Annotated in this window: 15 protein-coding genes; 5 read left to right on the top strand and 10 right to left on the bottom strand. The window is 42.8% G+C overall.

Annotation, left to right across the window (positions count from 1 at the left end):
- Window positions 1-97 precede the first annotated feature (97 nt).
- Complete coding sequence (locus tag M2369_RS00075) at window positions 98-1,171, bottom strand: M42 family metallopeptidase (RefSeq protein ID WP_259253251.1); 1,074 nt, start codon at window positions 1,169-1,171, stop codon at window positions 98-100.
- 199 nt (window positions 1,172-1,370) lie between these two features.
- On the opposite strand from M2369_RS00075, the gene M2369_RS00070 reads away from it, so the two are divergent.
- Window positions 1,371-1,685 carry a PepSY domain-containing protein gene (locus M2369_RS00070; RefSeq protein WP_003217759.1) on the top strand — a complete coding sequence of 105 codons (315 nt, stop codon included), beginning with the start codon at window positions 1,371-1,373 and terminating at the stop codon, window positions 1,683-1,685.
- 40 nt (window positions 1,686-1,725) lie between these two features.
- Here the strand turns inward: M2369_RS00070 and M2369_RS00065 are convergent, their stop codons facing one another.
- The 3 genes from M2369_RS00065 to trmB form a co-directional block, all read right to left on the bottom strand.
- A complete protein-coding gene (locus M2369_RS00065) occupies window positions 1,726-3,423 on the bottom strand; it encodes an NAD-dependent malic enzyme (RefSeq protein ID WP_259253250.1) in 1,698 nt (565 codons plus the stop codon).
- A gap of 73 nt (window positions 3,424-3,496) precedes the next feature.
- Window positions 3,497-4,345: a YtnP family quorum-quenching lactonase gene (locus M2369_RS00060; RefSeq protein ID WP_035391091.1), complete on the bottom strand. Its 849-nt coding sequence runs from the start codon at window positions 4,343-4,345 to the stop codon at window positions 3,497-3,499.
- A 116-nt stretch (window positions 4,346-4,461) separates the two neighbouring features.
- Window positions 4,462-5,103, bottom strand: coding sequence for a tRNA (guanosine(46)-N7)-methyltransferase TrmB (gene trmB, locus M2369_RS00055; RefSeq protein WP_259253249.1), 642 nt, complete (start codon window positions 5,101-5,103; stop codon window positions 4,462-4,464).
- 189 nt (window positions 5,104-5,292) lie between these two features.
- Here trmB and M2369_RS00050 point away from each other — a divergent pair, with 189 nt between their 5' ends.
- Window positions 5,293-5,568 carry a YtzH-like family protein gene (locus tag M2369_RS00050; protein WP_259253248.1) on the top strand — a complete coding sequence of 92 codons (276 nt, stop codon included), beginning with the start codon at window positions 5,293-5,295 and terminating at the stop codon, window positions 5,566-5,568.
- Here M2369_RS00050 and M2369_RS00045 read toward each other — a convergent pair.
- From M2369_RS00045 to thpR, 4 genes are all read right to left on the bottom strand, one after another.
- Window positions 5,565-6,365 (bottom strand): phosphotransferase family protein, encoded by an 801-nt coding sequence (locus M2369_RS00045; protein ID WP_025207816.1) that lies wholly within the window; start codon window positions 6,363-6,365, stop codon window positions 5,565-5,567. The genes M2369_RS00050 and M2369_RS00045 overlap by 4 nt on opposite strands.
- Window positions 6,366-6,649: 284 nt before the next feature.
- Window positions 6,650-7,579 carry a YegS/Rv2252/BmrU family lipid kinase gene (locus M2369_RS00040; RefSeq protein WP_163116531.1) on the bottom strand — a complete coding sequence of 310 codons (930 nt, stop codon included), beginning with the start codon at window positions 7,577-7,579 and terminating at the stop codon, window positions 6,650-6,652.
- A 47-nt stretch (window positions 7,580-7,626) separates the two neighbouring features.
- Entirely contained in the window at window positions 7,627-8,562 is a 936-nt protein-coding gene (locus tag M2369_RS00035; protein WP_039168403.1) for a hypothetical protein, read from the bottom strand.
- Window positions 8,563-8,587: 25 nt separating this feature from the next.
- A complete protein-coding gene (gene thpR / locus M2369_RS00030; protein ID WP_041507656.1) occupies window positions 8,588-9,139 on the bottom strand; it encodes an RNA 2',3'-cyclic phosphodiesterase in 552 nt (183 codons plus the stop codon).
- 93 nt (window positions 9,140-9,232) lie between these two features.
- Here thpR and cysK point away from each other — a divergent pair, with 93 nt between their 5' ends.
- On the top strand, window positions 9,233-10,162 hold the full coding sequence (gene cysK, locus M2369_RS00025) for a cysteine synthase A (protein WP_039964135.1): 930 nt from the start codon (window positions 9,233-9,235) through the stop codon (window positions 10,160-10,162).
- 219 nt (window positions 10,163-10,381) lie between these two features.
- Here the strand turns inward: cysK and M2369_RS00020 are convergent, their stop codons facing one another.
- Entirely contained in the window at window positions 10,382-10,999 is a 618-nt protein-coding gene (locus M2369_RS00020) for a Type 1 glutamine amidotransferase-like domain-containing protein (RefSeq protein WP_212361432.1), read from the bottom strand.
- Window positions 11,000-11,026: 27 nt separating this feature from the next.
- Complete coding sequence (pepV, locus tag M2369_RS00015; protein ID WP_100325631.1) at window positions 11,027-12,427, bottom strand: dipeptidase PepV; 1,401 nt, start codon at window positions 12,425-12,427, stop codon at window positions 11,027-11,029.
- Window positions 12,428-12,521: 94 nt separating this feature from the next.
- Between pepV and M2369_RS00010 the strand changes: the two genes are divergently transcribed.
- Both M2369_RS00010 and M2369_RS00005 read left to right on the top strand, forming a co-directional pair.
- Window positions 12,522-13,820, top strand: a complete 1,299-nt coding sequence (locus M2369_RS00010; RefSeq protein ID WP_259253247.1) for an NCS2 family permease — start codon at window positions 12,522-12,524, stop codon at window positions 13,818-13,820.
- A 369-nt stretch (window positions 13,821-14,189) separates the two neighbouring features.
- The gene (locus M2369_RS00005; protein ID WP_008356419.1) at window positions 14,190-14,411 is read left to right on the top strand and encodes a DeoR family transcriptional regulator; all 222 of its coding nucleotides are present in this window, start codon (window positions 14,190-14,192) and stop codon (window positions 14,409-14,411) included.
- Window positions 14,412-14,759 lie beyond the last annotated feature (348 nt).

The raw sequence follows: 14,759 nt of genomic DNA, 5'->3' as shown, positions 1-14,759 counted from the left end.
TTCGTGAGCACCGGCACGCAGGACTGACAAAGAATGCGAGGATTTGTCTACACGCTGAAGGCTGTGCTCTTAAAAGAGGCAGCCTTTTTCTTATCGTTTACACTTGTTGATAAATCGAATCCACCGTGCTTTGATCACAATTTTTCACAAGACGAACAATTAATTCTTTTGCCGCTGCATAATCATCCACATGCAAGACAGAGTTACTTGTATGAATGTAACGCGCACATACACCAATAACAGCAGACGGTACACCTTGATTTGAGATATGGACACGTCCAGCATCCGTACCGCCTGGCGATACGAAATATTGATATGGAATATTGTTTGTTTCGGCTGTATCGAGGACAAATTCTCTCATGCCTCGGTGCGTAATCATCGTGCGATCATAAATACGAAGAAGTGCACCTTTTCCAAGCTGGCCAAATTGTGATTTGTCTCCCGTCACATCATTTGCGGGACTCGCATCTAGAGCAAAGAACAGATCAGGCTGAATCATATTCGCAGCTACCTCAGCCCCTCTGAGCCCTACTTCCTCTTGGACGGTTGCGCCTGAATATAGCTGACATGAAAGAGCTTCGTCTTTTAATTCTTTCAATAATTCAATGGCAAGTCCGCACCCATAACGGTTATCCCAAGCTTTGGCTAAAATCTTTTTCGGATTGGCCATTGGGGTAAAGACCGTTGCAGGAACGATTTGCTGCCCTGGGCGAACACCAAGCTCTTTCGCTTCTTCTTCACTGTCTGCACCAATATCAATCAGCATATCTGACGGTTTTACTGGTTTGCTTTTTTGTTCTGGTGTCAGAAGGTGAGGAGGTGTGCTCGATACAACGCCCGGAATTGGCCCGTGATCCGTATGAACATCCACACGCTGCGCAAGCATCACTTGACTCCACCAGCCGCCAAGTGTTTGAAAACGAATCATTCCGTTTTTCGTAATGGATGACACCATAAAGCCGACTTCATCCATATGACCAGCCACCATAATCTTCGGCGCGTTCTCTGGGCCTTTGCGGACACCAAACACTCCGCCAAGACGATCCTGTATGAGTTCATCGGAATATTTCTCAAGTTCCTTTTTCATAAAAGCACGCACATGGTGCTCATTACCTGGAGTTCCTTGTAGTTCTGTTAAATTTCGGAAAAGTGACATTGTTTCTTCGTTCATTTGACAGTTACCCTCATTTCTATGTAATGACCATATAAATTCCTATAAAAATAACACTCACTTTATACTATAAGAATTCTTTCGGTTTTCCAAGTATCTCTCCAGAAATTTTGAATATGCTTTCAAGTATTCGGATTTCTTAACATCGCTGGACAAGTTTTGTATAATGGAAAAAACAGCAATACGGAGGTGCAGCACGTTGAAGTTAAAACATGTTCTGATTGGTGCGAGTATTGGCGTAGCCGCTGCAATTGTTGCAAAGAAAGTCTTTTTCCCGACGTATATCTCGTCTGAAAAAGCGTTAAAAATTGTGAAATCCGCTTTTAAACAGCGCGGTCCGATTGATGGCTCTTGGATTTATACTGTACCAGAACCGTATACCGTAAATGGTGAAACGATTGATGTGTACAAATCTGGCATTACACGCTCCGCCTTTGGCGAGCTGGAACAGTATGAAGTCATGATTGATGCAAAAACAGGCATGATCGTTGATGTCATTGATTCTGTTGCTTAATAAGAAAGCTTCGCAAAGACAAGTCCTTGCGAAGCTTTTTTTAGATGGCTTTGATTTTTTTGTATACAGGGTGCCACATGGCGTCTTGCACAGCCTGAATGAGGTCATCAGGGGTTTCTTCCGCAATTCCTTCGTCAATCGCTGCTTGTGCCACACGGACAGCCACTGTCGCTGAAACCGTTCTGAGCTGATCAACACTTGGAAGCATCGCAGCACCCGGTTTTCCGACATTGACCATGCTCGCAATCGCTTCAGCACTCGCAACAAACATGCTGTCTGTCATGAGGCGGGCTTTACACACAATCGTTCCAAGACCAAGCCCTGGAAACACAAGAGCATTATTTGCCTGCCCTATTTCATATGTCACACCGCCATATTCAACTGGATCAAACGGGCTTCCCGTTGTGACAAGCGCACGTCCTTCTGTCCATTCAATGAGATCTTCCGGCTTTGCCTCTGAAAGAGGTGTCGGGTTTGACATCGGTAAAATCGCTGGCCGCTCTACATGTGACGCCATTTCTTTCACTATTTCCTCTGTAAATGCCCCACCTACAGTTGAGGTACCAATTAAGATCGTAGGTTTCGCCTGCTTCACGACCTCTAACAAATCAATTGAATTCTTTGGACCATTACGTGCATAATCCTTCACTTCATCAGAACGTCTTGCATACGGCTTTTGGAATGGCTGAATGTCGGGTGAATCATCTGTGAGCAATCCCGTTTTATCAATACACCAGAAATGATCATATGATTCCTCTTCTTTGACACCATCTCTCACGATGGCATCACGAATTTGCTCGGCTATACCAATCCCTGCTGTACCTGCTCCAAAGATCACGATTCGGTGATCTTTCAGCGGAACCTTCGATGCTTTTGCACAAGCAAGAACGGCAGCAAGTGAGACGGCTCCAGTTCCTTGAATATCATCATTAAACGTACAAATACGGTCCTTATATTTTTCCAAAATGGCGCGCGCATTTTTTGTACCGAAGTCTTCCCAGTGAAGAAGTGCATTTGGAAAAGTCGCACGGGCAAGCTCAACATATTGATCAATAAACTGATCATAGCGCTCTCCTCGAACGCGGGAGTGCTGATTTCCCACATAAAGCGGATCATTTAAAAGGCTTTCTTGGTTGGTTCCAGCATCAAGCACCACTGCCAGTACACGGCTAGGATCAATACCTGCTGCGGCTGTATAAACAGCCAGCTTCCCGACTGAAATGGCGATTCCGCCTACACCCCAGTCACCGATGCCTAAAATTCCTTCTGCATCTGTTGCGACAATGAGATCAATTGATTCATCTACTCCGTAAGATGCAAAAATTTCTTCCATTCCTTCTAGGTCATCAATGGATAAATAAATTCCTCTTGGCTTTCTATACTCGTGGCTGTAACGCTGAATCGCTGTTCCTACGGTCGGTGTGTAAACAATCGGCAGCATTTCTGCCAAATGCTCATTTAATAATTTATAAAAGAGCACTTCATTTCTGTCATGAAGCGCAGTTAAATAGACATTTTTCCCAAGTGCGTCTGGCTGTGCTTTGAACTGTTCATATGCACGCTTTGCTTGATCTTCTAGTGTTAACACCTTCGGCGGCAGAAATCCCTTTAACCCAAGCTCTTCCCGCTCTTCCTTTGTAAATGCGACCCCTTTGTTTAAATAAGGGACAGACATGACTTCGATCCCTCTTAACGGTGTCTCGATGACATCACCATGTACACGATAAAATTGATTCACCTGCACTCTTCCTTTCACAAGTTCATTTTGTCGTTATTTTGTGTGAAAGGTGAAAAAACATACAGATGATCTTTTATCTTCCGGTTTCTCTTTTGACCTCATGGGTCATTGCCCCGTCTTCATCCCACTTTACAGCACGGTAGATGGCATCATGATAAAACAAGTACCATGCATTGTTTTCTTCGGCAAATGCCTGCCATTTTTGCTTCGCCGGGATCGAGGTCATTGGATAATCATCGTATGCCAAGACCCAAAGCGGGTTTTTATGAGCGTGTGTCGGCATGATATCCGCTAAATGAATAGCTGTTTCTCCCTGACTTGTGAGCGTTAAGATGCTATGCCCATTGCTATGTCCACCTGTATGATGCAGGCGAATGCCTTCTGTTACTTCGATGCTATCTTCAAATGTCATGACTTGATCGGCAACAGGCTCCCAGTTTTCTTTCCAATATGTATTTCTTGAGCGGATGTTCGGCGCTCTCATTTCGTCCCATTCAATTTTGGACGTGATGATTTTTGCCTGCTGAAAAACAGACACGAGCTCATCGCCTTCACGTTTTGTCAGCCCGCTTGCATGATCAAAATGCAAATGAGTCATTAAGACGTAATCTATATCAGATGGGCGCAAACCGAGAGCCGCAAGTGATTCTTCTATTTTCGTTTCCTCTGTGACGCCATAATTGCGTTTTTGTTTCTCTGTCAGCTTCCCTGACCCGATGCCGGAATCTACTAACAGATGAAGACCGTTCCACCGTATGAGCATTGGATCACACCGTAATTCAATTTGATTTCGATCATTCACAGGGTATTTTTTTGACCATAATGGCTTTGGCACCACGCCAAACATGGCACCGCCATCCATGTGTGTATCTCCCCCATTTAACCAGAACAGTTCCATTTCACCTATTTTCATTGTCTCCATTGCTGTCATCCCTCCTTTTTCTATCGTAGCAAATACAAAGGAAAATCGCATGTGCTAATCTTTTTATCAAAAAAAGCTAACCGCAATCGTTCGTTGCAGCCAGCTTTGTTCGCTTGTTATTCAGGGAATTTTACTTCTGATCGATAGATCGGTTGTCCCATGGAAGAGAATTTCTCTTCATATTCTGTCATGACATTTCCTTCGAGACCATCCTCATGTAAATCAAGGCTCACATATGTTAAAAGGAGTCCGTAAGACGAAAAACTTTTCAAGGAATATTCAAATAGTCCGCGGTTATCGGTTTTGAAATGTAATTCACCGCCGGGACGGAGGATCTGTTCATATCGCTTTAAAAAGGCTTTAAACGTCAACCTACGTTTTTCATGCCTTGATTTTGGCCACGGATCAGAGAAGTTCAAATACACCCGATCAATCTCATTTTCCGCAAAGACATCTGTCAGTGTCTCTGCGTTGATGTTTAGAAGCTTTACGTTTTCTACATCTGTTTCTTTGATTTTATCGACTGCCGTCACAATGACACTTTTAAATAATTCAATGCCGATATAGTTTATCTCAGGATGAAGCTTGCCCATTCCGGCAATAAAGCTCCCTTTTCCTGTACCGACTTCTATATGGATTGGATGATCATTTCCAAACAGCTCATGCCAATTCCCTTTGTATTGTTCAGGGTTGGCTAAAGCAATATGAGCATTTTCAGCTAAGTAATCATCCGCCCATGGTTTATGTCGCATTCTCAATTTGATACACCTCTATTTTCTTTACATTTTATCAAGATACCATGAAACATAAAGAGCCGCAAGACAGCATCTTATCCGCACATATGAAAAAGACCAGCTGCTAATTGGGCTGGTCTGCTTCATGTATAAAATCAAAGCTGAATGCACAGTTTAACCACATAAATGACACGCCCTGAAAGGAGCATACGTATGGGATTAAACCGCCAACATCAGCTTCAATTAATCAAAGATATTTTAACTGATCACCAGCTGGATTGCTGCGGGACTGTTGCAGAATATGAACAGGTGGGACGCGTGATTCAATTAATGCTGGCAAAAGAAGATTTGGATGCTGACGTTCGTCAGCTACTAACAGATATTTATGATTACAGCCAAAAAGGTACCTCTGTCAGTTCAATTGATGCACATATCGAAGCGCATCAATCGCATCTATCTGACTGGCTCGAGAACATTCCACTGTCTTAATGGATGTTTAACCGTTTTAAGAGTGCATGTAGCTCGGCTTGCACTTCTTTTTGCGCCTTTTCATTTCCTTTTCTTTTATGCCAAACGACAAACGAGACGGTTTCAGCCAGCACATACCATGCCATGCGTTTTCGCAAGTTGTCGGTCAGCGGAGCACCATACATAGAGAGCCAGCTTTCCCAGTTCTCTTCTTCAACATAATGGTATAAGAGCGGTCCAAGATCAATCGCTGGATCCGCAATCATTGCCCCGTCCCAATCAATTAAATAGAGCTGGTTTTCATCTGTCAGCAGCCAATTATTATGGTTGAGGTCACAATGGCATACGACCTTATCCTCGAAATGAACTGCCTCCACATGTTTCTCTAAATACTGGATGGCGCGCGTGATATCATGTGAGTCAATCTGCTCTTTTAAGATCGATGCCTTGAGATGCATCAAGATCGATGCCGGGTCAAGCGAGTGCTTTTCTAATCGTTTCAGCATATCGAGCAGCTCTTTTGATGTATGAATTTTTCTTAGCTGCTCCGCTACAGGACGGTCATTCATGTCCTTTGGCTTCAGCTCTCTGCCGCTCAGCCAGTGCTGCGCAGTGATGACATCCCCATTTTCCATCCGTTTTGTCCAGACAAGCTTCGGCACAATGCCTTCAGCTGACAAAACCGCAAGAAACGGTGACGTATTGCGTTTTAAAAATAGCTTTTGGTCATTGTGTGTTGCGAAGTACGCATCTCCTGTAGCGCCTCCAGCAGGAGAGATGTGCCATTCGCTACCTAATATTTGTCCCAACCAGTTCATATCAATTTTCAACCCATCATTTCTTAAAATATTTTAAATCATGCTTTTTTAGTCGACAAAATTCAGCCGATTGAGATCAATTGGCTGTTTATTTTTTATTTATATGATCATAAAAACAAAAAGGACAGCTATTGAGAATGAGATGCTAAACAATAGCCGTCCTATAGATTTTATCGCTACCTTCTTATACTCGTCAAGCAAAACTAGAAAAACAGGACAAGAACCTTATGAAAAGGGAAGTCTTTTTTCATGTTTCTTTTGCTCGTGCGCACACTGGCTGCTTCTTAGCCACGTAATTTTAACGATCGCTCACTAGCCTTAACAAACACTGGAGTGGCGCCAATCACTTCTCCATCAGCGTGAAATAGGATTTTTTCATCTGCCTCCAAGTAGGCTTCTTCATGCTGAAAAAGGGTGACTCCCTCCATTACAAGGTGCTTTTTAAAAACCATTGCACTTAAAAATAAGAGGACTTTCAATGGATTCAAATCCGTGACAACGATTGTTTGAAATCCTGATTGCCTCGCACTTGCTTCCGGCGCTGCTTCCAGCCCGCCTCCATAATATGGGTGATTACATACGATCACAAACCACACTTGGCGAAAAACTTTTCTCTCATTTTCAATAAAAAGAGCAAGGTCAAACGGTTTGAAAGACCATAACGAATGTAGAAAGGACAGCGGGTAGATGATAAATCCGAGTTTGAGTCGGTTGAGCCACTTTTTCCCTCTAAAATGGACCGTTCTCTTCAAGACATGCGCATCAAAACCAACACCAATATGATTGAGAAAAAGAACAGATTGCGGACTTTCTGCATGATCTTGAAAGGAACCGAGAGAAAATGTTTTCGTCAGCATCCTCTTTTGTTTTCTCACTTCTTTGATCACATCATGACGCTGGATGCCCAGCCCCTTCGCAGCATCATTCCAATGACCTGCTGGGACAAAGCTTAGCTGCACATGATCAATTTCTTTTAAACCATTCAGTACTTCATGAAATGTGCCGTCACCGCCAATGACGATCAGCCGTTTCAATCTGTCGTCTTGCATAGCGCTAATTTGTCTCGCCAAAACTTCGGCATGTCCTTCATGCTGGGTAAGAAACGATCTGTATGAGATCTCTACCTTTTGTAATTCTTTCTCTATGCTTCTCCAAGTGCGGAGTCCTTTTCCTTGTCCTGCTACTGGATTGACGATAAAGTACCATTCATTCATATATTAGCTCCACTCAGGTCTCATTTTTTGGTGACCTTGATATGCCTTTAATCGAGCCATTCCTGCCTTCTTTTGCTGTCTGATTCACCATAAGCGAGCAATGCCTTTGTCGCTTTGAATTGCTGGTGCTTTGTCGGCGCCGTGTTTTTCCGCTGCTTGTCAAACCAATCCTCCGCTTTCTTCTTATCGACAACCTCCATCCCGAATGGAACTTCGGGCAAATCAATATACGAGGTGCGGCTGATGAGTATTTTTTTCACAGGAAGCTCTACACCACTTTGCTGTAAAATTTTTGACACAACAGTTCCAGAGCGAAGAAGGCTTGCACAAGGGTTTAAAACGGATTGAACAGCTTTTCCCGTCGCCCGCTTTTCCCAAAAACGTTCCTTCGATCCAATATATACGCTGTCTGGCTCTGCTTCTAAGAAAGATAAACAGATGACTTCAAGCGGTGTAATGAGCACTGGACACAATTCCATCTCAGCTTTTTGAATGAGCAGCACCGGCTTGTACATCACAAAATAAGAATCTGGCAGCTGCCTTGCAAGCATCCGCAGCTTTTCATCATAGCGAATGTGATGGGAGACAGTTGAAATATGAGAGATCGTCGAGCTGGCCCATTTTAACTGAACATCGTAAAGATGATCTTTAAAAAAGTGAATCAGCTTCGTTTCATCGGTAGGAACGTTTGTAAAGACACCTTGTTCTATATCTGTTGGCTCGTTAAAAAGACTCAGGTCCCGTTCCTTTTTCATATCGGCTTCTTTTTGCTTTCTTTTTAAGGAGAATTTCTTTCTCTTTTCTTCCTCTTGTTCAGGTGCTTGCTCGATGGCTTGGTCAGCCTGCTTTTGCACCTGCTCTTTGGAAGCCTTTTTTAACTCGTCCCATCTTTGTTTTTTCAACCGAATAAACTGATTGATGTAATGATGCGGGTCTTGTTCATATCGTGATATATAATCTTGGATTTTAATAATTTGCGCCATCTGCTGCTCACTCCAACCTCTAGAATCATTTATGTAGTGTAAATTGTTTGATCGCGTGATAACGCGGGGTTTCTTTTAGACGGATTTCAAATAAAGCGATACTAGAAACCTCCATCGAATATGGTTCTTTCCGTAAGGGTGCTTGTTCTATATAGGACTGTTCCCTATTCCATTTGCGCGCAATCGTCATATGTGGATGAAAGGGTCTCTTTTCGACAGGATGACCTGCTGTCAAAACGGCTGCTTTCACCTTTTCTCTTAGATCCATCAATGGCTTACTTTCACTAGGCTTTGCAAAAAAGACTCTCGGCCGCTCCTTTTGGCCAAATATCCCTACTTCATTCAGCTTGAGCGGGAAAGCAGACACCTCAGGAGACAGCTGTGCAAGTAGCTCAGAAATCTTATTTAAACGGTCCTCTGGAATCGCACCTAAAAACACAAGGGTGACATGATAATCAATGGGTGCTGTCCATTTTTGAAAGGAAAGTCCGCTCCTCTTGTCTATATCCGCTTTCATTTGATTCGCGAGTTGTTCAGGGATTGGAATCCCGATAAAATAATGACGGCTTTCGGCCATATTTTCACCTGTCCTTTTTAACAAACTTTACGAATCCCCATTGATGATAGTATAACTAAAGTAATGCGGAATGAGAAGAAAGGGTGTCACATGATGAAGGTTGCACAAAATATAGCTGAATTAATAGGTCATACACCACTTGTAAAATTACAGCGCCTTCAGCCAGAACATGGCGCTGCTATTTATTTAAAACTGGAATCATTTAATCCTAGCGGAAGTGTAAAAGATCGGGCTGCTTACAATATGATCCTTGAGGCAGAAAAACAAGGAAAGCTCACAAAAGGGGCAACGATTATTGAACCAACAAGCGGGAATACAGGAATTGGCTTAGCGATGAACGCTGCTGCAAGAGGCTACAAAGCCATTCTGATCATGCCTGATACGATGACCCAAGAAAGAATCAATATTTTAAAGGCATACGGCGCACAGGTCGTCTTAACCCCGGGGGAGGAAAAAATGCCAGGCTGTATTCGCAAGGCAGAAGAATTAGCTGCTCAAATTCCTAACAGCTTTATTCCCATGCAATTTGACAATGGTGCGAACCCCGATGCTCATAGAGGGACAACGGCTGTAGAAATTATTGATGCAGTGCAACAGATTGGACAGCCGCTTGCCGCTTTTGTCGCAACTGCTGGAACTGGCGGAACCATTACAGGCACTGGAGAGGAACTCAAAAAAGCATTCCCGGAATTGACGATACATGTGGCAGAGCCAAAGGGGTCTCCTGTTTTATCAGGCGGGAAACCTGGCAAACATAAGCTTGTTGGCACAAGTCCAGGATTTATCCCACAAATTTTAAACGAACAGGTGTATGATGAGATTGTACAAGTGAGTGATGAAGATGCTTACGACATCACACGAAAGCTCGCCCGTCTTGAAGGTATTTTAGTCGGTCCATCATCTGGCGCGGCATGCTATGCAGCCATTGAAGCAGCCAAGCAAATGCCAAAGGATCACATTGTCATTTGTATGACAGCAGACACGGGTGAACGTTATTTATCAAGTGATGTGTTTCAAGATTAAAAAAGGAACAGGGCATATGCTCCTGTTCCTTTCAGATTGTTGACAAAGGGCTAAAATGAACTTGATTTTAGCCCTTTGTCTTCTTTTCAGCGTGATAGAAAACCTTTGCAGCCCTAGGAAGGACGAGTACTGGCGCGGAGCGAATTTCACATTCGTGAGCACCAGAGCGCAGGACTGACAAAGAATGCGAGGGTTTGTCTACACGCTGAAAGGAACAACTCAGACCGTCTTGACCTCAGTCTGTTCGCCTGTCACAAGTAAAACTTGTTCATCAGTGAGCGGGCATAAAGAGAGCGTATTTTGATCTTTCTCTATGATATGCTGCGCGGCTTCACCTAAATAAGGATTGTTTATATGCGGTACCGGATAGCTGTTGATCTCATTGAATCCTTCAAAGGAAGATAACTCTAGCGCTTTCTCCTGATCATCCATCAGTGAGATGTATTCAATGCTTGGCGCCATGATAATACTCCCCGCGGATTCTCCGATATACAGCTTGCCTTTGCCGATCTCTTCTTTCAATACACGATCGAGCCCGTGCTTTCTTAATTCTTGCAGCAAATAAAAGGTATTGCCGCCAGATACATACATGACATCATTCTTCCTAATGATCTGTGTGATCTCTTGAACTGTTTGCCCGGTCAGCTGAACAGTCTCTATACGCATTTCTAATTGATGAAAGGCTTCTTTTGCTGCATCGACATAGTGCGTGACTTCTTCCACTTCACTGGCTACCGGAATGAATGTCACACTTTTTCCTTTTAAGGTGCCGCCTGCAAAGTCAGACAAGAGAGAATAGCTGTCTTTGAATGAAGAGCATAAGAACATTTTTTTCACGGTGAATCCCCTCTTCTCTTTCCTTTTTTATTTCGCCAATTCATACATGGCTTGTGCATATAGCGCAGTTGCTCTTAGTAAATCATCGATTTCGATATATTCATCCTTTTGGTGTGCGCAATCAGGTCTTCCTGGGAATAAAGGACCAAAGGCAACGCCTGCTTCTAATGACCTTGCATACGTTCCTCCCCCTATTGCAATAAGATGGGCAGGATCTCCTGTTTGTTCTTCGTAAACGCGCTGTAATGTTTTCACAAGTGGATGGTCTTTTGAGACGTGATGAGGAGGACTGTCATCAAATTTCTCAATCGCTGCCCCTTTTATTCGTTCAATCCCTTTTTTGACTTCCTCACCGTCCGCTGTCACGGGATAGCGGACATTCAGCCCAAGCTTCGCTTCTTCGTTTTGCGAATAGCGGATTGTGCCAACATTCAAGGTCAAGTCACCACTAATATCATCTTTACAAGCGATGCCGAGTTTTTGTCCTCTTGTGTCTTGATCAAATAAAGCATTTATTTGTGATGTAAAAGCGAGCCCTCTTTCATCTAATTCATGCGCACATAAGAAATTCGCCATATGAATGCCCGCATTTGTGCCATTCGCCGGCTCCATTGCATGAACTGATACACCTTTTAATGTGAATGTCAGTCCATCTGCTGTATGATTTGTCTCACCGGTTAACTGATTTTCCGCAAGATAGGCTGCAAAAGCCGTTTTTAAGGCTTCAGCATCGTGATCATTTGCTGCTGCCACAATCGCGCGAGCCTCATCTGGGACCATATTGAGACGCATGCCTGATGTGAATTGCTTAAGGATGTAACGCTTGTTTTCTTCTGATTGTTCGTATGTAAAGGATACGATGGCATCTATGATCCCTTTTTCAGCATGAATAATTGGAAAATCAGCATCTGGCGCAAACCCAATTTGCGGCATCGCCTCATGCTTGAAATAGTGATCGACGCATCTCCAATCGCTTTCTTCATCTGTGCCAATGATGATTCGAATCTTTTTCGACAGCGGCAGACCGGCATCTTTTAACATTTTCAATGCGTAAAACGCCGCCATGGTCGGCCCTTTATCATCAATGGCTCCTCTTGCAAAGATTTTATTTTCTCTTATGTCCGCTGAAAATGGCGGGGTTGTCCAGTCGTCTCCCGCAGGCACGACATCCACATGGCATAGCACACCGACGATATCTTCGCCTTCTCCATATTCAATATGACCAGCATAACCATCAACATTTTTCACTTTGAAGCCCTCGTCCTGCCCTTTTTTGAGCATATACTGAAGAGCCTCATCCACTTTTTCACCGAACGGTTTTCCTGCTGTGCCGCCTTCTTCATCCAAGACACTTTCAATTTGTAAAAAAGATTGTGTATCCTGAATCAAACTGTCTTTTTTTCGTATGACTTCTGCTTCCCAATTCATTTTTCCATTCCTCCTTGAAAAAAGGTTGCAATCCACCCTTAAAGCGAATATTATATTAAGTGTTTTGTAATAATGTTCGTAAATGGAGGATTTTATGTTTCAGTTAAAAGAGAACCAAACCAATATAAAGAAAGAATTACTCGCTGGTATGACGACATTCTTTACGATGGTATATATTGTAGCCGTCAATCCAGGAATCCTTTCAGATGCAGGCATTCCTTTTGACCAAGTCTTTACTGCAACCATTATCGCTGCTGTTGTCGGTACACTCTGGATGGCACTCTTTGCAAACTATCCGATTGCCATTGCACCAGGTATGGGGCTGAATGTCTATTTCACCGTCACTGTTGTCGGTGGTGGAGGTCTCAGCTATCAAACAGCATTTAGTGCGGTATTTGTTGCTGGAATACTCTTTATTATTTTATCGTTAACATCCCTTAGAAAACAACTCATTGAGGCGATTCCAGATAATTTAAAGTACGGGATTACAGCAGGTATCGGATTATTTATTGCATTCATTGGGCTAAGACAGTCTGGAATCATCACTGCTGATCCACAAAATCTTGTGAAGCTTGGCAATTTAAGCTCACCTGTTGTCATTTTGACACTCGTTGGTTTAATGATTTCTGTCATATTGATGGTTCTTCAAGTGAATGGAGCGCTGTTTATCGGCATGTTAGCAACCACGTTAATTGCACTTGCAACAGGTCAGCTTCATTTTCCTAAAGTGTTAGTGGATACCCCAGCACTGCCTGAAGGAATGCTGATTACAAATCCATTCGCTGCGTTTGGCGATGTGTTTTCCCATCACTTGTATGCTGTTGTCTTCTCCTTTTTACTTGTGACGATTTTTGATACAACAGGAACAATGATCGGGGTTGCGGAACAAGCAGGTTTAATGAAAAATGGTCATCTCCCAAAAGTACGCAGAGCCTTACTTGCTGACTCTGCTGCGACGACAATTGGCTCAATGTTTGGAACAAGCCCAACCACAGCTTACATTGAATCATCATCAGGAGTTGCTGCTGGCGGAAGAACTGGACTGACCTCTTTAACCGTTGCTGCATTGTTTATTGTGGCTTTGTTTTTTGGTCCGCTCGTTCAAGCCATTTCGTCTTTGCCGTCCATCACTTCACCTGTCTTAATCATTGTCGGCTGTTTGATGATGAATTCAGTGTCACGTATTCGCTGGAATGAGCTTGACGAAGCATTTCCTGCTTTTCTTGTGATTCTTTCCATGCCGCTGACATCTAGCATCTCTACAGGAATTTCACTAGGATTTATTTCATATCCACTTGTGAAGCTGGCAAAAGGAAAATGGAAAGAAGTGCATATTCTTGTGCTCATTTTTGCCGTCTTATTTTTCTTGCAGCTCTTTTTCTTAGAAGGATAGCCAAAATAAAAAGACACATTTCTCATTTGAATGTGTCTTTTTTGTATGAATGATTTTTTATTTTGTAAATTTTCTGTGTTTATTTTTTGATCTTTCTTAAGTGGTAAACTTCTTTATACGCCTTGTGTTTATTGGGTTGTAACCGGATTCAAATCATGATATATACCATAATTTCATTCATGAAGACAAGTTTAAAAACACGTAAAGTTGACTTTTTGGTGGAACTAGATGCATAATAACGTGTATAATAGAATAAAACATTAAGAAACACGAACATTTACCATTGTTGCATGTCCTTATGTCGCAGTTTTAGTGTAGTAAGTTGTGGTTAGTCAAGTCCATCCGATCTTATTGATAGGGAGTGGTTTTTTGAAACCTTCAACAAACCGTATGATGACTCGAATAAAATCAGTTTATATGTTCATTCAAGAGAAAGGTCTTGTGACGACACAAGAACTGGTTGATGAATTCGGGATCACACCTAGAACCATCCAAAGAGACTTAAACGTGCTTGCCTATAACGATCTTGTTCATAGTCCAAGCAGAGGCAAATGGGAAACAACGAGAAAAAAAGTAAAAATATCATCATAAGCGAATAATGAACTTCCATATAACAAAAAGAACCGGCGGTCGCCGGTTCTTTTCATTTTGTTGATAAAGGGCTAACATGAACTTGATTTTAGCCCTTTGTCTTCTTTTTAGCGTGATAGAAAACCTTTGCAACCCTAGGAAGGACGAGTACTGGAGCGGAGCGAATTTGGCATTCGTGAGCACCAGCACGCAGGACTGACAAAGAATGCGAGGGTTTGTCTACACGCTGAAAGAACCGGCGATATCGCCGGTTCTCAGATTGTAGAGAAACTCATGTTTTTCTACAATCTTTTTTATTTTCATCGTAATGATGATGGATGAGATTGAATGAAAAAGGCCTCCCACACA

It is taken from the genome of Bacillus sp. JUb11 (assembly GCF_024807925.1).
Lineage (GTDB): Bacteria > Bacillota > Bacilli > Bacillales > Bacillaceae > Bacillus > Bacillus altitudinis.
The sequence above is the reverse complement of the archived record's forward strand: the minus strand, read 5'-3'. Positions and strand labels throughout refer to the sequence as shown.